Annotated in this window: 24 protein-coding genes and 4 pseudogenes; 17 read left to right on the top strand and 11 right to left on the bottom strand. The window is 61.4% G+C overall.

Annotated elements, in window-relative coordinates:
- The first annotated feature begins 244 nt into the window (after positions 1 to 244).
- Together J2X65_RS02380 and J2X65_RS02375 are read left to right on the top strand one after the other, a co-directional pair.
- Positions 245 to 484: a hypothetical protein gene (locus J2X65_RS02380; protein WP_310197471.1), complete on the top strand. Its 240-nt coding sequence runs from the start codon at positions 245 to 247 to the stop codon at positions 482 to 484.
- A 14-nt stretch (positions 485 to 498) separates the two neighbouring features.
- Positions 499 to 1392 carry a DMT family transporter gene (locus J2X65_RS02375; RefSeq protein ID WP_310197468.1) on the top strand — a complete coding sequence of 298 codons (894 nt, stop codon included), beginning with the start codon at positions 499 to 501 and terminating at the stop codon, positions 1390 to 1392.
- A gap of 201 nt (positions 1393 to 1593) precedes the next feature.
- Here J2X65_RS02375 and J2X65_RS02370 read toward each other — a convergent pair.
- The 7 genes and pseudogenes from J2X65_RS02370 to J2X65_RS02340 all read right to left on the bottom strand — a co-directional run.
- Positions 1594 to 1794 (bottom strand): annotated as a pseudogene (locus J2X65_RS02370) (tripartite tricarboxylate transporter permease); the annotation flags it as partial.
- Between the two features lie 60 nt (positions 1795 to 1854).
- The gene (locus J2X65_RS02365) at positions 1855 to 2271 is read right to left on the bottom strand and encodes a hypothetical protein (RefSeq protein WP_310197466.1); all 417 of its coding nucleotides are present in this window, start codon (positions 2269 to 2271) and stop codon (positions 1855 to 1857) included.
- An 83-nt stretch (positions 2272 to 2354) separates the two neighbouring features.
- Positions 2355 to 2684, bottom strand: a complete 330-nt coding sequence (locus J2X65_RS02360) for a hypothetical protein (protein ID WP_310198566.1) — start codon at positions 2682 to 2684, stop codon at positions 2355 to 2357.
- Positions 2685 to 2769: 85 nt separating this feature from the next.
- On the bottom strand, positions 2770 to 3114 hold the full coding sequence (locus J2X65_RS02355) for a glycoside hydrolase family protein (protein ID WP_404977660.1): 345 nt from the start codon (positions 3112 to 3114) through the stop codon (positions 2770 to 2772).
- 418 nt (positions 3115 to 3532) lie between these two features.
- Positions 3533 to 4378, bottom strand: a complete 846-nt coding sequence (locus tag J2X65_RS02350) for a hypothetical protein (RefSeq protein WP_310197463.1) — start codon at positions 4376 to 4378, stop codon at positions 3533 to 3535.
- Between the two features lie 57 nt (positions 4379 to 4435).
- Positions 4436 to 5935 carry a hypothetical protein gene (locus J2X65_RS02345; RefSeq protein WP_310197461.1) on the bottom strand — a complete coding sequence of 500 codons (1500 nt, stop codon included), beginning with the start codon at positions 5933 to 5935 and terminating at the stop codon, positions 4436 to 4438.
- A 630-nt stretch (positions 5936 to 6565) separates the two neighbouring features.
- Positions 6566 to 6701: pseudogene (locus J2X65_RS02340) on the bottom strand (IS481 family transposase); the annotation flags it as partial.
- Positions 6702 to 6791: 90 nt separating this feature from the next.
- Here J2X65_RS02340 and J2X65_RS02335 point away from each other — a divergent pair.
- From J2X65_RS02335 to J2X65_RS02325, 3 genes are all read left to right on the top strand, one after another.
- On the top strand, positions 6792 to 7091 hold the full coding sequence (locus J2X65_RS02335) for an EthD family reductase (protein ID WP_310197457.1): 300 nt from the start codon (positions 6792 to 6794) through the stop codon (positions 7089 to 7091).
- 83 nt (positions 7092 to 7174) lie between these two features.
- On the top strand, positions 7175 to 7885 hold the full coding sequence (gene bdcA, locus J2X65_RS02330; RefSeq protein ID WP_310197454.1) for an SDR family oxidoreductase: 711 nt from the start codon (positions 7175 to 7177) through the stop codon (positions 7883 to 7885).
- Between the two features lie 194 nt (positions 7886 to 8079).
- On the top strand, positions 8080 to 8661 hold the full coding sequence (locus tag J2X65_RS02325; protein ID WP_310197451.1) for a DUF308 domain-containing protein: 582 nt from the start codon (positions 8080 to 8082) through the stop codon (positions 8659 to 8661).
- Between the two features lie 176 nt (positions 8662 to 8837).
- Here J2X65_RS02325 and J2X65_RS02320 read toward each other — a convergent pair whose 3' ends face one another.
- The gene (locus J2X65_RS02320) at positions 8838 to 9698 is read right to left on the bottom strand and encodes a LysR family transcriptional regulator (RefSeq protein ID WP_310197449.1); all 861 of its coding nucleotides are present in this window, start codon (positions 9696 to 9698) and stop codon (positions 8838 to 8840) included.
- A gap of 161 nt (positions 9699 to 9859) precedes the next feature.
- On the opposite strand from J2X65_RS02320, the gene J2X65_RS02315 reads away from it, so the two are divergent.
- The 5 genes and pseudogenes from J2X65_RS02315 to J2X65_RS26960 all read left to right on the top strand — a co-directional run bounded on the left by J2X65_RS02315 (position 9860) and on the right by J2X65_RS26960 (position 12724).
- Positions 9860 to 10684: an oxidoreductase gene (locus tag J2X65_RS02315; RefSeq protein WP_310197446.1), complete on the top strand. Its 825-nt coding sequence runs from the start codon at positions 9860 to 9862 to the stop codon at positions 10682 to 10684.
- A gap of 50 nt (positions 10685 to 10734) precedes the next feature.
- Positions 10735 to 11583 (top strand): alpha/beta hydrolase, encoded by an 849-nt coding sequence (locus J2X65_RS02310; protein ID WP_310197443.1) that lies wholly within the window; start codon positions 10735 to 10737, stop codon positions 11581 to 11583.
- Positions 11584 to 11687: 104 nt separating this feature from the next.
- Positions 11688 to 12218 (top strand): VOC family protein, encoded by a 531-nt coding sequence (locus J2X65_RS02305; RefSeq protein ID WP_310197440.1) that lies wholly within the window; start codon positions 11688 to 11690, stop codon positions 12216 to 12218.
- Between the two features lie 154 nt (positions 12219 to 12372).
- Positions 12373 to 12537: pseudogene (locus J2X65_RS26965) on the top strand (LysR family transcriptional regulator); the annotation flags it as partial.
- Positions 12500 to 12724 carry a DUF2326 domain-containing protein gene (locus J2X65_RS26960; protein WP_404977659.1) on the top strand — a complete coding sequence of 75 codons (225 nt, stop codon included), beginning with the start codon at positions 12500 to 12502 and terminating at the stop codon, positions 12722 to 12724. The pseudogene J2X65_RS26965 and the gene J2X65_RS26960, both read left to right, overlap by 38 nt.
- A gap of 106 nt (positions 12725 to 12830) precedes the next feature.
- On the opposite strand, the gene J2X65_RS02295 is transcribed toward J2X65_RS26960, so the two are convergent.
- Positions 12831 to 13739: a LysR substrate-binding domain-containing protein gene (locus J2X65_RS02295; protein WP_310197434.1), complete on the bottom strand. Its 909-nt coding sequence runs from the start codon at positions 13737 to 13739 to the stop codon at positions 12831 to 12833.
- 118 nt (positions 13740 to 13857) lie between these two features.
- Here J2X65_RS02295 and J2X65_RS02290 point away from each other — a divergent pair, with 118 nt between their 5' ends.
- The 3 genes from J2X65_RS02290 to J2X65_RS02280 all read left to right on the top strand — a co-directional run bounded on the left by J2X65_RS02290 (position 13858) and on the right by J2X65_RS02280 (position 16061).
- The gene (locus J2X65_RS02290) at positions 13858 to 14655 is read left to right on the top strand and encodes a type 1 glutamine amidotransferase domain-containing protein (protein ID WP_310197430.1); all 798 of its coding nucleotides are present in this window, start codon (positions 13858 to 13860) and stop codon (positions 14653 to 14655) included.
- Between the two features lie 77 nt (positions 14656 to 14732).
- Positions 14733 to 15029 carry a putative quinol monooxygenase gene (locus J2X65_RS02285; RefSeq protein ID WP_310197427.1) on the top strand — a complete coding sequence of 99 codons (297 nt, stop codon included), beginning with the start codon at positions 14733 to 14735 and terminating at the stop codon, positions 15027 to 15029.
- 27 nt (positions 15030 to 15056) lie between these two features.
- Complete coding sequence (locus J2X65_RS02280; protein WP_310197424.1) at positions 15057 to 16061, top strand: aldo/keto reductase; 1005 nt, start codon at positions 15057 to 15059, stop codon at positions 16059 to 16061.
- Between the two features lie 149 nt (positions 16062 to 16210).
- On the opposite strand, the gene J2X65_RS02275 is transcribed toward J2X65_RS02280, so the two are convergent.
- Positions 16211 to 17134 carry a LysR family transcriptional regulator gene (locus J2X65_RS02275; RefSeq protein WP_310197421.1) on the bottom strand — a complete coding sequence of 308 codons (924 nt, stop codon included), beginning with the start codon at positions 17132 to 17134 and terminating at the stop codon, positions 16211 to 16213.
- Between the two features lie 127 nt (positions 17135 to 17261).
- Between J2X65_RS02275 and J2X65_RS02270 the strand changes: the two genes are divergently transcribed.
- The 3 genes from J2X65_RS02270 to J2X65_RS02260 all read left to right on the top strand — a co-directional run bounded on the left by J2X65_RS02270 (position 17262) and on the right by J2X65_RS02260 (position 19121).
- A complete protein-coding gene (locus tag J2X65_RS02270; RefSeq protein ID WP_310197418.1) occupies positions 17262 to 17591 on the top strand; it encodes a nuclear transport factor 2 family protein in 330 nt (109 codons plus the stop codon).
- Positions 17588 to 18376 (top strand): SDR family oxidoreductase, encoded by a 789-nt coding sequence (locus J2X65_RS02265; RefSeq protein WP_310197416.1) that lies wholly within the window; start codon positions 17588 to 17590, stop codon positions 18374 to 18376. Before J2X65_RS02270 ends, J2X65_RS02265 begins: the two co-directional genes overlap by 4 nt.
- Positions 18377 to 18833: 457 nt before the next feature.
- Positions 18834 to 19121 (top strand): hypothetical protein, encoded by a 288-nt coding sequence (locus tag J2X65_RS02260; RefSeq protein WP_310197413.1) that lies wholly within the window; start codon positions 18834 to 18836, stop codon positions 19119 to 19121.
- Here J2X65_RS02260 and J2X65_RS02255 read toward each other — a convergent pair.
- Positions 19118 to 19663 (bottom strand): dihydrofolate reductase family protein, encoded by a 546-nt coding sequence (locus J2X65_RS02255; protein ID WP_310197410.1) that lies wholly within the window; start codon positions 19661 to 19663, stop codon positions 19118 to 19120. The two genes, J2X65_RS02260 and J2X65_RS02255, sit on opposite strands and share 4 nt — an antisense overlap.
- A 642-nt stretch (positions 19664 to 20305) precedes the next feature.
- On the opposite strand from J2X65_RS02255, the pseudogene J2X65_RS02250 reads away from it, so the two are divergent.
- A pseudogene (locus J2X65_RS02250) lies at positions 20306 to 21344 on the top strand (hypothetical protein); the annotation flags it as partial.

The following is a 21344-nucleotide window of genomic DNA, read 5'->3' as shown; positions in this document are numbered from 1 at the left end:
TGCCCCGTGTCGCGGCCCATACGGCGCGGACGACCGTCGAATGCCAGACTGCGTTCTCCGTTCTCCGGATCTGTGAGCCAGCCGATGAGCGGAGAGGCCGGCGGCCGGCCTTGCCGCGCGCGAGGTGACGAGGCCCGCCAGCACCGGCTCCCTGTAAGGTGGGATATCTTTGCCCGGCTCGGACCGCTTGCGGTGACGGCAGCATAGCATCGTCCAAGGTTGTCGCCTCGCAAGGCTGGCAATCGTGGGGCTGGATCGATTATGGCTGGTGACCTTTGCAGGTTCGATCGGTTTTGGTGAACAGCCGACGTGGGGCGTCGCGACAGGCGCAGCGATCATGGCTGTCGGCGGCATCCGGCTCGCGCCCATCAAAACCACCGCCGAGCGAGCGGGAGAGCATGTCGGCGGTGTGACACATGGCCCGCAATCCGGCAGGCTCCGCATCGGGAAAGCAGGGCTTCGCCTCATGATGGTTTCCCGGTGACGGGGACCAGCTTCATGCGCCTCACCTATCTGGCGTTCGCGCTCCTTGGCCTCTTTTGGGGCTCGAATTTTATCTACATGAAATGGGCGGCGGAACTGATCACGCCTGCGCAAATCACCCTGTTACGTGTGTTCTTCGGCTTTCTGCCGCTGGCCTTCGTCGCCTGGCGGAAGGGCGTGATCGGCAGGGAGCAGATGCGCTGTCTGCCGCATTTCCTCGTCATGGCCGTGCTGGCGACGGCCTTTTATTATTTCGCGATCGCGGAAGGCACGGCGCGCCTTCCCTCCGGTATCGCGGGAGTTCTCGGCGGGTCGATTTCGCTGTTCACCACGATCGCAGCACTTCTATTTCTTCGCACGGAAAAGCCGAATGCACTGATGCTGGCCGGCGTGCTGGCGGGCTTTGCCGGAATCGTACTGATCGCCCGGCCCTGGGAGGGGGCGGGTAGAACGATCGATATCACCGGGGTTTTATGGATGTTGGCGGCAACCACCATCCTCGGCGTGTCCTATGTCTATGTCCGCCGCTTCATATCGCCCTACAACCTTCCGCCCCTCGCGCTCGCGACATGGCAGACCGGGCTTGCCCTGTTGGTGCTCCTGGCCGTCACCGATCGAACGGGGATGAGCGACATACTGCAAGATTGGCACGCTGCTGCCGGCGTTGCGGTAGGTCTCGGCATCCTCGGAACCGGCATGGCGTTCCTGATCTACTACCATCTGCTGCAGGAGCTGGGTGCCGTCGCCGCCTCGGGCGCAACCTACATCACCCCCAACGTTGCCCTGCTGATCGGCTGGGCCGCCGGAGAGCCCGTCGGCATCCTGGAAATTGCAGCGATTGTCCTTGTTCTCACCAGCATAGCGATATTGCAGATTGGCCGGCAACGCGCCTTGAAACCCGCCCAATAAACGGCGGGGCGCCAGCGAAACAGCTTTGAATTTCCGTCGCAAAGGTGCCGAGTGAAGGGCGGTTCGACGCCCCTCACTGAGGCAGGTGATCTGTGAGGGCGGCCAACCTGCAAGATCGGACCGCCACGCCCTGGACGGCGCCGTCCCCAAATTCTCCGGTCGCTTCGCAACCTTCTTTTCCAGGGAGTAGGCGCAGAATGATGCCAGCGTCGCCCCACCGCCCGGCAGAATTCCAAGGAATGTGCCGATACCCGTCCCCCGCAGCACGGCTGGCCAGGCCTTCCGGAAGTCATCCCGCGTCGGCCAGAGGCGGCTGAGATTGCTGGCAAGCACGCCGCGTGCTTCCACGTTATCGAGGTTCTCGATGATCTCGGTGAAACCGAAGACGCCGATCGCGATCACGACGAAGTCGATGCCGTCGAAGAGTTCGATCGCACCGGAGGTCAGGCGCTCCTCGCCGGATCATGCCGGCCAAAGAGGGCAGGTAGCCGCGATATCCGCCCGCGCCCGAGACAGGCCGATCCCGCCGACGATCAGGCCGACGAGGATCAGGAACTCGCAGACGATCCGGGGCAGGTGGCCCGGCCCCATGGCGGCGGTACCCATGGTCAGGTCGCGCCCGGCCCAGAGGCCGAGCGCACCGATTCCCACGAACATCACCGCCGTCAGGAGGTCCGGCCGATCCCCGGTCCCCGCAACCTCGCGTGGCGCTGCCATCACTTCTGTTCCTTGACCAGCTTCCAGACTTCGGCGAGCCGTTCCGCTCTTGTCGGAAGCTCCCTGTTCCAGTCTTTCGACAACCGGTACGAGATGGTGAGTGTTGATTTCCATTGAGACTTGCCTCGGCAGGCTCGGATTTTCCATCGAGAAACGACCCATGTTTTCACCACGTCTCACGCGGCACGCGCGGGGGACAGCGGAGTGATCGACATGGAGTTTTTGAGCGTCATCCGGCGCGGGCATCATCGGGATCGTTGCTCGATCCGGGAGATGTGCCGCCGCACCGGCCTCTCACGGAACACCGCCGGCCCCGGCGCCGCCTGATGCGGCGCATGGATCGAGGACGCGTGGCTCTCCTGCCCGATGGGACCGGCACCGGCGACGAAGGTGAGCGTGTCGAGCGCGAAGCCGGTGCCGGAGGCGTCGAAGATCGCCCGGTCTGCCGTCGTGCCGTATTGCCGGTGGCGCTGGAGGGTATAGGCAATACGCAGCGTGCCGCCGGCGGGCTTGGCAGGCCCCTCGGCCGTGGCGCTGCATCCCGCGACGGGCGGGTTGTGGTCGTAGATCTGCATCCCGCCCCAGGCGGAGAGCATGGCGCACGAGAAGAGGGTGACCGCTTGCGGCGGAGCCTTGATGGTCGAGACGATGTCAGGCGTCTCAGGCGACCAATCTGATTGGCCGGTCTTCGGTCGACCGGGCCTTGGGTCGTGCGGTGCTGTAGAGGGCGGCGAACTGGTCGGCCTCGCCGGTGCGGCGCGAGAGGATCTCGAGCGGCCTGCGCCACATCAGGCTGGCGGCGCGGATCTGCGCCGGGCTCCCGCCGGCATTGATGGGCTTCACGAAGGCCGCTCGCGCGGAGGCACCGGTGCCGATATTATAGCAAACCGAGGCCAGAGCGTCGAACTGGTGATCAGTCAGCGGCACCACGATGACCACGCGCACCGCGTCCTCGTACTGGATCAGATCGCGGGCGAAGATGGCGTACGCCTCGGCGGCCGTGATCGTGAGGACGGCATGGGGGATCGGCGGCGGCGGTGTGGCCGATGCCGATGGTCCAGATGCCCTCGTCGGGATACGCCGTCGGCCTGCGCGCTTCGCGGCTGATCAGCGTGGCGGGCGATCGTGCTCGTGCTCTGGCGCGGCGGTACCGGCGCCTGTTCGACGAGGGTGCGGCCCCCAAGGCGGCCTTCAGCGCCGCCTGCGTCTTCGGCCGGCGGCACCGTCAGGATAAAGCCCGCTCCCCGCTGGAAGGCGACGATGGCAGCCTTGGTCATGGCGCCGATGACGCCGTCAATCGGCCAGGCGCACGGCCGAGCACCGTGAGCTGCGTTTGCAACTCTCGTTGGGGGATATATCAGCGCTCCAGAAATAAAATGGGCCACCCCATGGGCGGCCCGCTAGTCATGAACGCATCAAAGCGTTAACTGTTGTCAGCGAACGAAATTAATGCCGCGCCTTGTGTCGCCCCCGACAAAGTTCCAACCAAAATTATACGGTCAGTGCTAATCTTAAGTTCACGGGGACCTCCCAACGCCATACTTCCGTTGCCGCCCGCTCCATTTACGAACGTTATGGTGTTAGGTCCCGGAGTTTTTGACACGATCAGAATCTGACCCTCATTCAATCCTACAACCCTCTCCACATTGAGCGCCACGTCAGTAAGACGTACATACAATGTCGGAACAGCGGAGCTCGGAACTGTCAATGTAGTTCCTGACAACGTTATTCCGACAGGTCGATTGGCAAAATTATTTCCACCCATCACCAATACCGTCTGGGCCCCGATATCGATCGGATCATCGATCGGCGGCTTCAATCCCCTAGCTTCATTATTGCGTAAACCTAAGCTTCCATCACTCGCCCACTGCGTTCCATTATTGGAGTAAAGCCTAAAATATCCTGACGTTATATTTTCAAATATATTGCCATCTATATTAATGTCACGACATTCGGAAATCTTAACTCCAGAATGATGTACGGCATATGTGCCATTCTTAATGTGATTATTTCGTATTGTTATATTTCTGGAATCTATATTCTGTGCATATGGCGCCTGATCCACCGATCCTGTCGTTGTTCCGTTGATCCAGAACGCAATAACAGGCTCAAGCGACTCCGGTGGTTCGCCAGTCCAGTCTCGTCCGCTCAAAAAGCAATTGGTAATCTCAATATTACTTTGGTGCCGCCCGTAAAAAGAGATGGGCTTCGACGAGATGATCGTGCAGTTATCAATTCGAAGGCTGTCTATGCCCTGCCTGATTTCCACCCCCCATCCATCTGCGCTCTGATCGCGAAACGAGCACCCCAGAAGCTCGACGTTCCCTTAGCTTGGATCGAAATCTGGGTAGAAATCCGGATCCAGAAAATTCTGATCCTCACCTGCAGGTATACCCAGTCCCAACCCCCTATTGGAGTGGACACCAACCCAACGGACGTTTTTCCCCCGCAACTGCCCGCCCGCGTCCTGACCGATATGACCGACGAGCTCAGTATTAATTGAATAATGCCCGCCCGGCAGCGACTGGCACGAGATTGAATATCCGCCGATCATCGACACGTTCTTGGCTATCACCGCCTCGGCTTCAAGGGCATCTCCCGCCAGCGTGTCCTTGTTGGCCTCGTGCAAATCGATTGCTCTGCGGCAGTGTTCCGCAATCGGAGAAACGATGGATCCCGCGCCGCATCCATAGATCTCACGGCCATACGCCCACACCCCTTCGGAACTGGATAGCTGGTATTTTGGCCCAATAGTTTTTGGCGAGTTAAGCAGAATAGATCCACAAAGCGTATATCTAATAGAATATCCTGGGAAATTTTCGACAATAACGTTATCTTCCTGCACCTGCTCGAAGTGACGAACATGCAGAAACTGAGTTCCAGTGCGATTTGTGCTACTATCAATTGCGGGCCCCAACGCGCGCAAACCTTTGGCAGCGAAAATTCCTGCAACTGTTGTGCGGCGCACATTGACGGGATGAGACGCAGGGTCACTATGGAATTTATATCCGAATGACAGCCCAGTCTCCAGGTAAATGTTTCCGGTAATCTGATTCATGTTTCTTATTCTAGAAAACTCTCCAATATTTACCGGCTGATATCCATTCGCATTGCCAATTCCACTAAAGTATTCCCATGTCGACGTAATAGCGATCCAATCGCCTCGCGAGATACCAACGGCAGAGTTGAGCTTTAGGCCTCGGGAGTTTATCGACACTGGATCAAATAAACTGGTCAAAATGCGATCGGCCGAACCTAAACCATCATAGCCTGGACCCATGACCTCAAGCCAAAATCGCTCATCGTTCGTCGGTGCGCCACTTAGATCAACCAAGCCTGTCTCGCATCCGTCTATTGTTACATTGATGCCTTCATTCACATAAATGAGGTGCTGACGCTCGGTCAGCTTATATTCTCCGACCATCTCAAGATGCAGGCTGACATCCTCTTGGGCCAAAGTGTTTGCCCTTTGGAAAAACTTCATAAACGACAGATTGGTGTCCTGACCTGTAATCGAAGCCCCGAACATCTCGGGTCGCAACACGCCATCTAATGGAAACGGCAGGTAATATGAATCGACCTCGCCGAAGAGTGCGACCTGCCCTTCGTTTCGCAATTCCCTTAATATGAAGTTGCCGAAATATCGATCAAATCCATTATCTGCATTGAGTTGAAATTTATTATTTCCAGGTCTGGCAACAAAAATTATCTCGTGAGAATTGTTATCACCAGATCCCGTAAAATATCTTGTTGGATCATATCCATTCGAATTTAGCAGCCAAATTGACCATATTCCCGTGTTACCTCCCTGAACATTCCAGTTCAATCTGTAACGCTTCCCCGGTTTAATATCGAATGACAAGACAGGATAAGTGTAATCATCTGCACCGCTTGCGTGAATTCGTCCTTCTGAATCTTTCCCACCAACCGTCTCCCAATTCCCACGATATTAATCCGTCAGCAAAGAAGTTAGTGCTCTGGAACTCTTGTGGCTCGGCCTGTCTTACATATAAGGCTCGCCCGCCATCGCCGGGTTCGCCAAACCCATCGACACGCACATATTTCGGAAATCCGCTTGGGGGAGGCGAAGCTGTTTTTGCTTCGAGTAAAGTAGTAATATAAATTGTATCCATTTCGATATCGCTTCGAAATTAAATTTTCAGACACAGCATGATAGTCCGATCTACGGTTCAGCCGGCAAAAAACCGCCTTGGTGCCTGAGACATTTTCTCATTTTCCTGTGTATTCGAGATCAAGCAATCGGGCCCCCTGGGGTGAGGGCGTTCCGGCGTGGTGCCCTCAATCGCGCCAAATAAAAGCCGCCGCCCCGCAGGCGGCGGACGTGGGGCTGAGATACAGCGCGCCACGCAATTCACTCAGCAATTTGTAACAAGTTTTGGGGGCATAATGATGCGGCACGCCCGTACCGTGCGCGCCATCATGATCATTAGTGCCGAGCCTCACGCGTGGTCGCCTTCGGCATGAGCCGGGCAAAAGCGTATTTCGAGGTCCGGTCGACGGCAACGAAGAGATAGCGCTTGTCTTCTGCGGTCCGCACTTCAGCGATGTCGATGGAAGAAGCCGATAGGATGAGGCGGCCAGCGAACCACCCACAATACTGAACATAGAGAATTCAATCCTGTAAGTTTACGGGCAGCGTTAATCGGTCCAGATACTCGCCGATGGCACATGCAACACTGATCGTCACGTGCAGCGGCGGCACCTACTTCGATCGCGACCATTACGTCGACGTCCACCTGCCCTTGGCGCTTTCCTGCTGGCAGCGGTACGGGCTGGAGAGCGCCTCCGCGTTCTTCCCACGTGACGCCAACGCCGCGGATGTTTCCGTCGGCATCTACCAGTTCCGCGACGAGGACGCGCTGCGCGCCGCGCTGGCATCGACCGAGACGGAGGCCGTGATGGCGGACGTTCCCCGCTTCACGGATGCAACCGTGTCACGGGCCGTGGGCACTCCGCTCTGATCACGCCGGTTGGCGCTTGGGCAAAGCCGACAGCGCGCGCCACTCGCCGATCAATATCTTTCTCCAATCTCAGGACTAGCACGATGGAATTCGCTGATCGCAAGGTCTTCGTCGTCGGCGGCAGCCGCGGCATCGGTGCCGCGATCGTGCGGCGTTTCGCTGCTGCCGGCGCAACGGTGGTGTTCACCTATGCCGCCTCCGCCGGCGCGGCCGACCGGCTGGCCGCCGAGACCGGCGCGCAAGCGCTCCAGGCGGACGCGGGCGCGCGCGACGACCTGATCGCGGCGGTCCGTGACGCCGGCCCGATCGACATCTTCGTCTACAATGCCGGTCTGCTGGTGCTCGGCGATCCGCTGGCGCTGAATGCCGACGAGGTCGACCGCATGATCGACGTCAACGTGCGGGGTGCCTATTTCGGCAGCGTGGAGGCGTCGCGCCTGATGCCCGCCGGCGGGCGCATCCTCATCATCGGATCCGACACCGCCGACAGCATGCCGTTCCCCGGACTTGCCGCCTATGTGCTGACCAAGGCGGCGATGCAGGGCCTGGCGCGCGGCCTGGCACGCGATCTGGGTCCGCGCGACATCACGATCAACGTAGTCCAGCCAGGCCCTACCGATACCGACATGAACCCGGCCAATGGTCCGCGCGCGGCGGGCATGCTCGAGCCGATGGCTATCAAGCGCTACGGCACCGCCGACGAGGTCGCGAGCCTGACGCTCTATCTCGCCGGTACGCAGGCACGCGGGATCACGGGCGCCATGCACACGATCGACGGCGGCTTCGCCGCCTGAGCTCCGGCATTCACCCAGGTGGCCAAGCAGACGAAGCGGACACGAACGCTCAGTCCGACAGCGTCAGCGTCTGTGTCACCTATCGGGAACGACGCGGCAGATCGCCAGCCGCACACCGCCTGAACACCGACCACCAACCCACCCCGACCCGGGGACGGGAGGCGTGCGCCTCCATCACAGAAAGGAACCATGCCATGAAGTCCATCACCGACGCGAAGTCCCCGGATCGGGACTGGCTCAGGACCTACTACTATCTGCGCTTCTCAGTCTCCGTCATCTGGGCCGCGCTCGCCTTCACGGTCGCGAAGGCCATGGCTCCGCTGGCTGCGGTGATGCTCGTCGCTTATCCCGCGTGGGACGCGCTGGTGAACTATATCGATGCCAGCCGGAGCGGCGGCCTGGCCAGGAACAAGAGCCAGATGCTGAACTTTGTCGTCAGCGTGGTGACGGCGGTCGCCATCGCGGCGACTCTGCCGCACGGCATGCACGCGGTGCTTCAGATCTTCGGCGCGTGGGCGGTGCTCTCCGGCCTCTTCCAGCTTCTCACCGGGGTACGCCGCTGGAAGTCCTATGGCGCGCAGTGGGCCATGATCCTGAGCGGCGCCCAATCGGGGCTCGCTGGAGCGTACATGCTCAGCAAGGCCGTCGGCACGGCGCCGGTCAGCATCGCCGACATCGCGCCCTACGCCGCCTTCGGCGCCTTCTACTTCCTCATTTCTGCGGTCTCGCTGACCATCAGCGACGCGCGTCGGCGCTCGAAGGCCGTTGCGATCTGACGCGCGTCTCCGACGCCTCTGGCGCCGGAATGGCCGGCGCCGGCTGCAGGCCGACCAAGACGCTGGTGGCGAACGCCTATGCATTCCAGACCTCGCGGCGCCACTGTCCGCGCGAACGCGCCAGCACGGATCCAGGAGTTTCTCCGGGAACCTCGAGTCATCTCACGGGCCGTGCATCATGCGGTCGCATTCACGAGATGGTCCGATACGGTCGAGATGAACGCGCGAAGACGCTGAAGACGCCGTAGGTCCCGATGGTATCCCATCCAGATGTCTCGCGCCGGCGGCAGCGTCGGTAGTTCCAGTCTGCGGATACCCGGGATCTGATTGCCGACCACGTGGGGCAGGACAGCGATGCCGACGCCTTGCCTGCACATGCGCCCCTGGACGTTGCGGTTGTTCGATCGCAGGACGGGTTTCGCGTTGGGGAAACTCTCGATGAGCCAAGCGATGTCAGGGAAATGGCCCGTGGATGTGTCATGGGTGATCAGCCGGAAACCGGTCCCGTCGCCATATTTGGGATCAGGCGCCTCCTCGGCGATGTAGACGCCGTATTCGAGCCTGAAGAGCCGCCGCTGAACGACATCGGCAGTGTCGAACGGAACGATACGAAAAGCGACGTCGGCCTCCCGTTGGGCAAGGCTGACCCGGCGCGTGCCGGTCAGGATCTCGACGTCGACATTGGGGTAGGCTTTCGAGAAATCCGCCAGGATAGGAGGCAGGACATAGGCTCCGAACCAGTCCGCCGATGAAATTCGCAGACTGCCTTTGAGATTCTGCTCCTGCCCCGCAAGCCGGCGTTCCATGGCCAGCGCGCCTTCTTCCATCTGTTCCGCCAGCGCGACGATTCCGTGGCCCTCTTCGGTCAGGACAAGACCATCCGCTGTGCGCTGGAAGAGTGTGTGGCCGATCGCCTGCTCAAATGCGCGAAGGCGCCTGCCGACGGTGGGATGGCTTGTGTGAAGAGAACGCGCCGCGCCGCCGAGCGTGCCGGATCGCGCAATAGCAAGAAAGATTCTGACGTCACTCCATTCCATCGCCACACCCACACAAAACTGAACGCCAAGAATACATTTATGTCAGTTAAAGAACAAATCTAAGCACCTAGATTCCCGCCATCGTCTGGGGCGCGTCCTTCTGGGGGATTCCGCCACCTAATGAGGGCGGCTGCCTGGTAAAACAACTCGGAGAAGAAGTAATGAAAACCTGGCTCATCACAGGTTGCTCGAGCGGCTTCGGCCAGCGGCTCGCGCTCGCTGCGGCACAGCGCGGCGACCGGGTTATAGCGACCGCCCGCAATGTCAAAATGATCGAGAAGATGGCCGAACCTTTCGGCGGCCGCATGATCACTATGCCGCTCGACGTGACCGATGCGGCGGCAGCCAAGGCAGTGGTCGCAAAGGCGGTCGAGACCTTCGGCGGGTTTGACGTGCTCGTGAACAATGCCGGCTACGCACTGTTCGGCGCGATCGAGGAAGGCACGCCCGAAGAATATCGGCCGATGTTCGATGTAAACGTCTTCGGTCTGGTCGAAACCACCAGAGCCGCGCTACCCGTCCTGCGACGTTCGGGCGGAACGATCGTCAACATGTCGTCCGGTGCGGGTATCGAGGGCCGCGGCGGCGGAGGCTATTACCACGCCGCCAAGTTTGCTGTGGAAGGGATTTCCGAAGCGCTCGCCAGCGAGCTGAAACCGTTCGGCGTTCGCGTGCTGATCGTCGAACCCGGGCCGTTTCGCACCGATTTCCTTGGCCGATCGATCATGATGGCGGCCAACGAGATGCCGGAATATGCCGCAAGCTCACGCAAACACTATCGCGAAACCAGCAACGGCAATCAGGCGGGCGATCCCGACAAGGCGATCGCGGTGATCTTGCAGGCAGTCGACGCCGAGGACGCCCCGCTCCATCTACCGCTCGGCCCGGCCGCGCACGCGATCGCCGAGCGGAAGCTGGCGGCCTTTCGCAGCGACATCGACGCCTGGCGTGACATCACGATCGCCACCGATTTCGACCAGCCCTGAGGCCTGCGGCGAACTCTATTTGACCGTCAACATTTGATTGGAAAGCGATCATGATCGCAGCATTGAAGGGGTTTACCCAGCAACTGGTGCCGGCGAATGGCATCAAGATCAACGCCGTCATGGGGGGCTCAGGCCCGCCGATCCTTTTGCTTCACGGCTGGCCGGAAACATGGTGGGAATGGCACCATGTGATGCCGCTGCTGGCCGAGCATTTCAGCGTGGTGGCTATCGATCTGCGCGGCGCAGGTTTTTCCGACTGCCCGCAGGGCGGCTATGACAAGGCGACGATGGCGCGCGATGCGCATGAAGTGATGCTTGCCCTTGGGCATGAACACTACGCCGTGTGCGGCCATGACATCGGTGGAATGGTCGCCTTGCCGCAGGCCGCCATCTATCGGGAGGCTGTTACACACCTGGCCGTCCTCGACGTTCCACTTCCTGGCTGGACGCAATGGGAGTCGACGACGGCAAGGATCTGGCACTTCAGTTTTCATATGAACCGGGACTTACCCGAGCGCCTGATCCATGGCCGTGAATATGATTATGTTTCGATCTTCATGGCTGAGCGGTTCTACGATCACAGCACTTTCAATCCGGCGGACATCGAGATCTACGCGAAAGCGATGGCACTTCCCGGCCGCACCCGTGGCGGCATGGAATGGTATCGAGCCCTCGCGGCCGACCACGCCGCCGCGCTCGAGTACAAGAAGCAACCTCTCAAGATACCCGTGCTTGGCATGGGCGGCGACCAGCGGTTCGGTGCGCAGATGGTGCCGATGCTCAAGGAGTTCGCCACCAATGTGACGGGTGGCCCGATCGCGCGGTGCAGCCACTATGTCGCGGACGAGCGGCCGGATGAAGTCGCGGCCGCCCTGATCGATTTCCTCAAGATCAACTGAAACTCCGCGCCCGCGCCGTCGTGGGCCAGGTGGATCGCGAGGTTGCGGGCGAATTGCGCCTGCAGCGATCGCGATAGATCGAATAAACAGCAAAGGAGAATGCCATGACCGCACCCGTCATTCGCGGCGTCAATCATATCGGCATCACGGTGCCCGACATCGAAGCGGCAAAATCGTTCCTGGTGGAAGCTTTCGGCGGCCAGGTGATCTATCAGTCCTTCGGACCGCAGGACCCTTCGCGGCAGGGACCCGAATTCGAGCGGGCCACCGGCGCTTTTCCCGGAACGGTCGTCCGCGCGCAGGCCATGGTCAAAATCGGAACCGGACCTGACATCGAGCTCTTTGAAATGCACGGCCCCGAACAAGCGCAGCCGGTTCGAGCGAGCGATTTCGGCATTACGCACTTTGGTGTCTACACCGACGACATCGACGCATCGGTCGCGCGCTTCGAAAAGGCTGGAGGCACGTCCTTCACCGCCCCGCGCGCTATTCCTTATGCAACCGAAAAAGGTCCTGGAAACAAGGTCTGCTATTGCCGCATGCCCTGGGGCACGACGATGGAATTCATCACCACGCCGGACCGCATGGCCTATCATGACCAGACGGATCTGCGCAGGTGGCAGGACGAGGATTGAGCGGGACGCGAAAAGGGATCCGCACCGGTTCAGTCGTGGTGATGTTGACGCTGTCGGAAGGCTTCCGGCGCCAGCTGGGCGTGACGCCGGCCGGGTACCGACGCCTTCACGCGAGCTCGGAGCTCGCTTCCCGGCAGGGTGGCAGGAGTGACCGATGGACCGGCTGAAGGCGATGGAGATATTCGTCCGCGTCGTAGAGACTGGAAGCCTTTCTAAGGCGGCGAAGGCGCTCGGCTTGCCGCGCTCCTCCGTCACCATAACGATACAGCGTCTCGAGCAACATCTCGGCGTACGGCTCCTGCATCGCAGCACGCGGCAGCTTCGTCTCGGTAATCGCGGACCTCTACGGCGATCGAACCGGCGAATTTGTCGTGGGGGCGACCGAGAACGGCCTCACCTTTCAGATCAATATCCAGGGAGACGGAGGCGGCGGCATCGCTCAAGTCGAAATTTTCTGCTTCGACTTGGCGCTGCGAATGTGGGCGGCCGCCCGTGTGCCGTCTTAATGTTCGGGTAGTTGCCTCCGTTGTGAGGATTTCTGCATGCTTTCATGGCCGTTAGGCGGCCCCAAACCTTCTGGGAGAACGCTTGGTCGCTGGAGCGAGCAGGACGTCAATGTGAGGCGATGGAACTCGCCACCGTCTCGCTGACGAGTCCGCGAAGCCAGCGATGCGCCGGATCATGGCGGTAGCGCACGTGCCAGGCCATCTGAACCGGGAATGTGCCGAGATCGGCCGGGGGCGGCAGAACCTTCAATCGCCTGTCCCGCGCCAACCGGCGGCAGATTAGCCGCGGCAGCGTCCCGATGTGGTCGGTCACCGCGATCATCTCGGCGACCGCGAAGAAATTCGTTACCGAGAGTGCAACGTCGCGCCTCAGCCCTTCCCTCGCGAGCGTCTGGAAGAGGCCGGTGCGCAGGCGGCCAGGCGGCACCACGTTGACGTGGCGCAGCGTTTCGAACTGATCGCGCGTAATCGCATCGCCAATGAGTGGATGGCCGGCACGCACGACGCAATCAAGACTCTCGTCCATCAAGTGCTGAACGACGAGATTGTCCGGAGGATCGCCGATTCGGCCGAGGACCAGCGCGGTCGTGCCCGAGGTGACGCCGGTCTCGGCGAGATCGGCGCCGTAGGGTGTCAGTCGCAGCCGGATGCCGGGCGCCACCTCCGCGAGCCGCGCCACCAGCGCCGGGACGATGACGAACTCGACATAGCCATTGGGCGCGATGGTGAAGAAGCGTTCAGCGCTGGCGGGATCGAAATCCTGCTGCCCCAGCACCGCGTCGTCGAGGCTGGCGAGCGCGTCGGCGATTTGCGGGGCGAGTTCGAGCGCGATCGGAGTCGGCTGGATGCCATAGCGCTCGCGGATGAACAGCTGGTCCTTCAGCATCAGCCGCAATCGCGTGAGCGCGTTGGAGAGCGCCGGCTGGGTCATCCCCAGCCGCTCGGCCGCGCGTGTGACGCTGCGCTCTTCCATCAGGGCGATGAAGATCGGCAGCAGATTGAGGTCATAGCGCATGAGTTATGCTCTCACACGTATATCTCAAATCCAAGAAATAAACTTCTGGAATGACAAGGGAGGCCGCATCTTCTGATGCGTCCGGAATGCGGACGAGATCGAAAGACAGGAGGTTTCCATGAGCAAGGGCAAGGTTCTGCTGATCGGCTCCAACGCGACCCGCATCGAAGTGCAGGGCAACAAGTGGGGCGCAACCGGCCAGTATCTTAACGAGACGGTCGTTCCGGCGATGGCGCTCGAAGCGGCTGGCTATGAAGTCGTGCTCGCTACCCCCAATGGCAGCAAGCCGGTCATCGATGCCGCGTCGGATGCGCCTGCGCATTTCGAGAATGACGAAGCCGCTTACCGCGCCGCCCGCGACTATTACGACAACAGCCCGGCGATGAACGCGCCGCGCACGCTACGCTCGGTGATCGACGGCGGGCTCGACCAGTATGCCGGCGTCTTCTTCCCCGGTGGCCAGGCTCCGGTGGTCGACCTGATGCAGGACCCGGACGTTGGTGAAATCCTTCGCCACTTCCACGAGGCGGCCAAGCCGACCGCGCTGCTCTGCCATGGTCCGATCGCGCTGACCGCTGCGATGGACGATCCCCGGGCTTTTCGCGCCGCGCTGATCGCCGGTGCAGACGACAAGGCACGCGAATGGGCGAAGAGCTGGCCCTATGCGGGTTACCGGATGACGATCTTCTCCGCGACCGAGGAGAAGGTGGTCGAGGGCTACATCCTTCATGCGAAGATGTACTTCGACATGCCCCATGCGCTGAGCGCCGCGGGCGGCAAGGTCGAGACCACCTCCGTCGATTTCGAGCCGAACGTTGTCGTCGACCGGGAGCTGATCACCGGGCAGAACCCGCGCTCGGATCATCCCATTGCCAAAGCGTTGATCGAGGCGCTCGACGCCCGTCGGGCGGCATGAGGACGCGAGGGACCGGCGGGGCGCTGCGCAGGCGCTCCGCCCTCCACATCTACTCAGCTCAGCCAGGGACGACCATCATGACCAGCCACATCAAGATCGTCGCGGTGCTGACTGCACGCCAGGGCAAGGCCGAGGCGCTGCACAGCCTGCTCGACGGGATGATCGCGCCTTCGCGCGCCGAGCCCGGCAATCTGCGCTACGACCTGTGGGCGGATCAGGTGCAGCCCGGCCGCTACGTGCTGGACGAACTCTACGAGAACGGCGAGGCCCTCGCCGCCCATCGGGCGAGCCCCCACTTCCAGGCCTATCTGGCGTCCGTCAACGACCTCGCCGAGCGGAGCGCGCTCACGCTCGATCCGCTGGCGGTCGCCTAGACCCTTCCAGACACGAGGACCAATATCATGGCACTCAAGGACATTCTTCCTTCCCGGCTCGGCTTCGGCGCCGCGCCGCTCGGCAACATGTTCCGCGCGATACCCGAGGCGGAAGCGCTGGCGACCGTCGAGGCCGCGTGGAACGATGGCATCCGCTATTTCGACAATGCACCCTTCTACGGCGCCGGCCTTGCCGAGATCCGCATGGGCGAAGCGCTCAAGGGCAAGCCGCGCGACGCGTATGTCATCAGCACCAAGGTGGGCCGCATCGTTCTCGATGAAATCGACCAGGCGCCGCGCGACAATGGCGAGAAGGGCGACGTCTTCGCCAATGGCCGTCCCAACAAGGTGATCAACGATTATTCGCGCGACGCGACGCTGCGCTCGATCGAAGACAGCCTGAAGCGCCTGCAGACCGATCATATCGACATCGTCTGGGTCCATGACGTGGCGCAGGACTTCTATGGCGACGAATGGCTCGCCAAGTTCGAGGAGGCGCGCACCGGCGCCTTCGACGCGCTCGACCGGCTGCGCGACGAGGGGGTGATCAAGGCTTGGGGTCTCGGCGTGAACCGGGTCGAAGCGGTCGAGCTGTTGCTCGACCTCGACGGACCGCGTCCCGACGGCTCGCTACTCGCCGGACGCTACACGCTGCTCGACCACGACCGGGCGCTCGAGCGGCTGATGCCCAAGGTCGCCGAGCGCGGTCTCGGCATTGTCGTCGGCGGCCCCTACAGTTCGGGCGCGCTCGTTGGCGGGCCCAATTTCGAATACGCCCCCGCCGCGCCCAAGATTCTGGCGAAGGTCGCGGCGATCAAGGCGATTGCCGACCGCTACGGCATCAGCATGAAGGCGGCCGGCCTGCAATTCTCGCTGGCCAACCCGGCAGTGGCGGCTGTCATTCCCGGTGCAAGCCGGCCGCAACGCATCGCCGAAGACACGGCCGCGTTGAATGATGTGATCCCGGCAGACTTCTGGCGGGAGCTACGCAAAGCTGGGCTCGTCAGTTCTGCCGCTCCGCTGCCTGTTTGAGCCGAGGCGTGCTTCGGATGGCCCAGGAGCGCCAGGCTCCCGGATGCCCTTCGGCGCATCGCACCCATCAACTGATAGCGACTGGCCGCTGATGGTCCCCATACGGAGCGTTCATACACGCACTTGCCAAGATCTGTTTCTTGCGCATCTCAACTTGTCGAAAACGCTGCGATACCGGTGTCTCCACCGTGCCGCCGCGCGAAGTCAATGAACGCCTTGAACGCGGCTGTCGGGTTGCGGCGGCTCGGATAATAGAGGCTCAACGGCGCCCGAGTGGGCGTCCAATCTTCAAGCACGCGCACGAGGCGGCCCGCCTCGATGTCGTCTCGCACGTCGGATTCCATCGCCAGGGTAAGACCAACGGACGCGAGGGCGGCTGCGCGTGAGAGGCTCGCCTCGTCGAGGGTGATGGCGCCCTCGACATCGATGTGGACCGATTTTCCGTCCTTCTCGAACGGCCAGCGGTAGATCGCGCCATCGGGAAGCCGGACGCGGAGACAGGAATGCCCGGCGAGATCCTGGGGGATCATGGGCGTCCCGTGGGCTTTCAGATAGCTCGGTGTGCCTACGACGACACTGCGCCGTGCGACGCCCAATGGGAGCGCGATCATATCGGCCGGCACGAGGTCGGCACTACGGACGCCGAGATCGAAGCCGCCCGCGACAATGTCCACCAGGCGTCCCTCCGTGACGATGTCGATGTGGACCTGAGGATGCGCGCGCAGGAACGGCAGGACGAGCCAAGAGAAGATTTCCCGCGCCGCTGTCGGAAACGCGTTGATGCGCAGCGTCCCCGACGGCACCGCCTGCTGAGAGCGCGCAACCTCCATCGCCTCATGAATGTCCTGCACGGCGGGAGCGACCTGCGCGACGAACCGTCGGCCGGCCTCCGTCAGGGAGACGCTACGCGTCGTCCGGTTGAACAGCCGTACGCCGAGCGTGCGCTCCAATTTTCCCACTGCATTGCTGAGCGCGGTCGTCGAGACCCCGAGCTCAAGCGCAGCCGTGCGGAACTTGCCCCGGCGGGCGATCATGAGAACGGCGTCCAGTTCGGTCAGGCTGCTCTGTATCATTGTCCTGGCTTGCGTGATGAAACATCCCGAACTGTCCCGATTATCGTATGGCCTGTCTATCTCTACCTTGGCTGGCAAGCACACTTGCAGCCGCCGCGGCTGCGACCGCGGCAAGTCGGACAGAACAATGTCGCCCAAATTTCCTATTCCAATCGCCGCATATGTGAATGCGAATGCCCGCCTGGACGTGGACGGCATGCTCGCCCCATTCGCGGCCGACGCCGTCCTTATCGATAACGGCGCCGTTCTACGGGGAGCCGCCGAAATCAGGTCGCTGCTTGAAGAGGCGGTGGTCGGGGCGAAGGCGATTTTCACGCCGGACACCGTCCGGCACGAGGATGGCCAGGTTGTCGTCGAAGGCCCCGGCCATGGTGACTTCAAGGGCAGCCCGATCCGCTTCACCTACCGCTTCACCCTCGTAGGCGATGCGATCAAGGCCCTGGAGATCACGGCATGACCATCAAGGCCGATCCGACCGAATTCGCGGGCAAGCGCGTGCTCATCAGCGGCGGGACCAAGGGTTTGGGGCGCGCCACCGTCGACCGCTTCCTCGCCGGTGGCGCCCGGGTGATCACGTCCGCCCGCGGAACGCTGGAGCCCATCGACGGCGTCGAATACGTCCAAGCGGACCTGACCACGGCCGAAGGCGGACAAGCCCTGGCCAAGGCGGTGCTGGAGCGCCTCGGCGGCGTTGACATCCTCGCCCACGTGCTCGGCGGCTCGACCACGCCGGGCGGAGGCTTCGTCGCCCTGACGGATGAGCATTGGCTGTCCGAGTTGAACCTGAACCTGCTGGCCACGGTCCGGCTCGACCGCCTGCTGATTCCTCAGATGATCGAGCGGGGCGCAGGCGCCGTGGTGCACGTCACCTCCATTCAGTCGGTCCTGCCGCTTCCCGAAGCGACGACCGCCTACGCCAGCGCCAAGGCCGCGCTCCGGACCTACAGCAAGTCGATCTCCAAGGAGCTTGGGCCGAAGGGTGTCCGCGTCAACGTCGTCTCCCCCGGATGGATCATGACCGAGGGGACCGATGTCTTCCTGAAGCGCATTCAGGACGCCAATGGCGGCACGATCGAGGACGCACGCCAACTCGTCCTAGCCGGACTTGGCGGCATCTCCATAGGTCGCGGCGCCGAGCCCTTCGAGGTCGCCGAAGCCATCGCCTTCCTGGCCTCGGATCGCGCCTCTTCGATCCATGGTTCGGAACTCGTCGTCGACGGCGGCACCGTCCCGACCGTCTGATTATAGGGTCTGTCCAAAGTTCGGCCGAACTGGCCGAGCGCAAGCCGGCGCATGCTCATGGTCCGACGCTCTCAACGCCTGCTCTCCGGCGAACCGCGAGTTTTCCACTTGTGGCGCATCTTGCCACGCTTATGACACCTCACCTGTAGCACGTCGGCTTCCGCCCGCCCGGCCGGCTGTAGGCGCTGCGGCCACCGCAGCTCCGGCCATGGCGCATCACGTCGTACGGGCAATCACAGGTGCCTACGTAGGGCTCGCGGATCGGCGGGAGGCCCGACTACCCCAAGCGCCCATCAAGGCCTCGCCGCAAGCGGGGCCTTTTCATTTGGAGAATGCCATGACCGCTATGCCAATACCTCTTCCCGGCTCAGCGGTGCGGACGCAACGGTGATGATGAAGGGGACCCAAAGCGGCCACCGACACCGTCATCAACCAGACCAACGACTACCCCGTGTGTGTGAGCCGGGTCACGCTCTTCGCTCTCGGTGTCATCCCGACAACACTCTCCGCCGCCGGCCTCAAGTTCACAGGGGGCTCTTCGTTTGCGGTGGAGGTGTTCGGCGTATATCTCGTCGCGATCGGCACGCAAAACAGCGTGCCCCATGCGGCTCGGAAGCCGCTCGGCTCGTCGCAAAATGCGGACGTGGCATCCAGATGCGTCTTCGTCTCCATTGCCTGTGACGAACTTCGTGAGGGGATGGAAAAGCTGTCCGCCGGGGCCTGCCCGTTCGCACTCTTTTCTTAACCGCCAGTGCTCGTCAGCTTGAAGGCGTAATGGAGGCGAACGCAACCACGGTCCAGTGCCTGAGCGCTTATAAGCTGGGCGTTGGCGCGTAACCCAGTTGCGGGAAAAAGTGCAGTTCCACCGCCGAGAAGATTCGGCATGACATAAATCTCAAGTTCGTCGAGGGCGTCGCGTTTCAGGAACGCCATTTGGAGCTGCCCGCCACCGAGCATCCAAACGTCGCCATCCTGTAATGAGCGCAATTCCGAGATCAATTCGTCGGCATCCGAGCGTATTTCGAGGGTATCTTTAGGAGCCTTTATTGGTTGGGATGTGACGACGATCACTCTCTGCTGACCGTACGCCCACGGAGAAGGATCTATCTCGAGAAAATCGTAAGTACCCCGCCCCATGACAACAGTTCGAATCCGCTTCAGAAAGATGTTGTAGTCGTGAGCGCCAAGGTACATTCCATCATAGCGGAACAGCCAATCGAGATCGTCACCGGGCGCAGCGATGAAACCATCGAGACTTGATGCGATATATCCAACAATTCTATCCATTAATTCTAACTTTTCGCCCAACCGTTGACCTGGAGAGAACAATAAAGAACAGCTGCGAGGTACCTTACGGGGAACTGTGCTTAGAGGTAACGTATCTCCGCGAGCTGATCGTTCGCTGCAATAAATGGAGTTCCACGCCCGCCCGCACGATCGGCGCCGGGTAATCCGGGGAGATGTTAGGCTGGGGCAGTTCGGGACTGCCGACGCCATTGTGAAGGGCGCCGACCAGATCGATGATCGCCTGCACGTTGGTCGTGTGACTGAAGAGATTGCACATCGCCGCCCTCCTACTTCCACAAGCTCCGCAGCCGCGCACCGACATCGATCCGCGTCGGGCGGGACTGCGACGACGGCCCGTCCACCACGCCTGCGATCGGCCACGCGGTCCGTTCGAACAGCGCCAGCGGGCTATTGGATCTGGCCCTGTCTCATTAGTGGGGCGAGGGTCGGTCCTGTCGCATTGATCGCGACCTGACTTCAAGTAAGGTTGACTTACTTTTGGGGGGCGGTGGCATGCGGGCGAGCGTGGAGCGAGTGCGTGTCGGCGAATGCGACACGATCGGGCATGGATCCACAGCGCTACGCCGGCAGGTCACATCTCGCCGCTTCTGGTTGCAGACAACGACCGCCCTGGCGTCGGTCATGCTTCTTGGGCTGGGCGCGCAGGTCGCGCTGGCGCAATCGGTAAGAAGTGGTGGCGACGTTTCACCCCAGATTCCTGCGTCCACGACTTCTTTGAACCTCAGGGAACGTCTCTTGGTCGGTCAGGTCGGAGCGGGCTGGGTGACTGTCGACGATGGCGGAATCATCTTAGACGGCTCGATACGCATTGGCTCTTATGATGGTGGGCCCGGCTTGGTTACCGTTTCGGGCACGGGTCCTGGCGGTCTCCGATCGAGATTGCGCGAGATTTCCTTCTTGGAGATCAACCGAAACGGTACGCTGATTGTCCAAGATGGCGGCAGGGTCGATGGCTGGCGAAGCTATCTGGGTGGCACCGTACTGGTGTCCGGCACCGATGCGGAAGGAAATCCCTCAATCTGGACCAACTTCTTCTATGACAACATCGCTTCTGAATATGAGCCCGGACAACTCGTTATGAGCGGTGGAATACTGTCGGTCGAGGCCGGCGGACGTGTTCTCGGCGAGGAGGTCTATCTCGGCCTTGGAACCATCGCGGTTAAGGGTGCCGGCGCTCGCTCCGGGCCTTCGCTCCTGCAAGTTGGCAGCCGGCTCACTATTGGTGGCAGAGCGGGGGACCGAGAGCCATACGGTGATGGCACGCTGACGATCGAGGATGGTGGGAGGGTCACCAGCTATCAGGGCATTATTGGGCAATCCAACGATTCCACCGCAAAGGGATATGTCCTGGTCTCAGGGGTAAATTCCCGCGGAAATCGATCAACTTGGGAGATTTTACCTAGCACGTACTATCGCGGGGAGCTCCGTATCTACGACACGCTCGACATCGAAGATGGCGGTAGGGTCATCGCCCGTACCGCCTTTACGGGCGAGAACAGCATGGTGCGCGTATCCGGGCAGAGTGAGAACGGTGTCGAGTCGCTCCTTTCATTGACGTTCGATTTAGAGCGCCTAACAAAACCTCGTGCGGGCCCTGAAAGCGATGATGGCGGCGGCGATTGTGAGGAAAGCGCGATAGAGGTCGGCGTGGCGTTCGTAG

Source organism: Ancylobacter sp. 3268 (assembly GCF_031456575.1).
Lineage (GTDB): Bacteria > Pseudomonadota > Alphaproteobacteria > Rhizobiales > Xanthobacteraceae > Ancylobacter.
The sequence above is the reverse complement of the archived record's forward strand: the minus strand, read 5'-3'. Positions and strand labels throughout refer to the sequence as shown.

Coding starts and splice junctions, on each gene's coding strand:
- J2X65_RS02375 (WP_310197468.1), top strand. CDS start 499: ATGCGCCTCACCTATCTGGCGTTCGCGCTCCTTGGCCTCTTTTGGGGC.
- J2X65_RS02365 (WP_310197466.1), bottom strand. CDS start 2,271: ATGGGTCGTTTCTCGATGGAAAATCCGAGCCTGCCGAGGCAAGTCTCA.
- J2X65_RS02360 (WP_310198566.1), bottom strand. CDS start 2,684: ATGCAGATCTACGACCACAACCCGCCCGTCGCGGGATGCAGCGCCACG.
- J2X65_RS02335 (WP_310197457.1), top strand. CDS start 6,792: ATGGCACATGCAACACTGATCGTCACGTGCAGCGGCGGCACCTACTTC.
- bdcA (WP_310197454.1), top strand. CDS start 7,175: ATGGAATTCGCTGATCGCAAGGTCTTCGTCGTCGGCGGCAGCCGCGGC.
- J2X65_RS02325 (WP_310197451.1), top strand. CDS start 8,080: ATGAAGTCCATCACCGACGCGAAGTCCCCGGATCGGGACTGGCTCAGG.
- J2X65_RS02320 (WP_310197449.1), bottom strand. CDS start 9,698: ATGGAATGGAGTGACGTCAGAATCTTTCTTGCTATTGCGCGATCCGGC.
- J2X65_RS02315 (WP_310197446.1), top strand. CDS start 9,860: ATGAAAACCTGGCTCATCACAGGTTGCTCGAGCGGCTTCGGCCAGCGG.
- J2X65_RS02310 (WP_310197443.1), top strand. CDS start 10,735: ATGATCGCAGCATTGAAGGGGTTTACCCAGCAACTGGTGCCGGCGAAT.
- J2X65_RS02305 (WP_310197440.1), top strand. CDS start 11,688: ATGACCGCACCCGTCATTCGCGGCGTCAATCATATCGGCATCACGGTG.
- J2X65_RS02295 (WP_310197434.1), bottom strand. CDS start 13,739: ATGCGCTATGACCTCAATCTGCTGCCGATCTTCATCGCCCTGATGGAA.
- J2X65_RS02290 (WP_310197430.1), top strand. CDS start 13,858: ATGAGCAAGGGCAAGGTTCTGCTGATCGGCTCCAACGCGACCCGCATC.
- J2X65_RS02285 (WP_310197427.1), top strand. CDS start 14,733: ATGACCAGCCACATCAAGATCGTCGCGGTGCTGACTGCACGCCAGGGC.
- J2X65_RS02280 (WP_310197424.1), top strand. CDS start 15,057: ATGGCACTCAAGGACATTCTTCCTTCCCGGCTCGGCTTCGGCGCCGCG.
- J2X65_RS02275 (WP_310197421.1), bottom strand. CDS start 17,134: ATGATACAGAGCAGCCTGACCGAACTGGACGCCGTTCTCATGATCGCC.
- J2X65_RS02270 (WP_310197418.1), top strand. CDS start 17,262: ATGTCGCCCAAATTTCCTATTCCAATCGCCGCATATGTGAATGCGAAT.
- J2X65_RS02265 (WP_310197416.1), top strand. CDS start 17,588: ATGACCATCAAGGCCGATCCGACCGAATTCGCGGGCAAGCGCGTGCTC.
- J2X65_RS02255 (WP_310197410.1), bottom strand. CDS start 19,663: ATGGATAGAATTGTTGGATATATCGCATCAAGTCTCGATGGTTTCATC.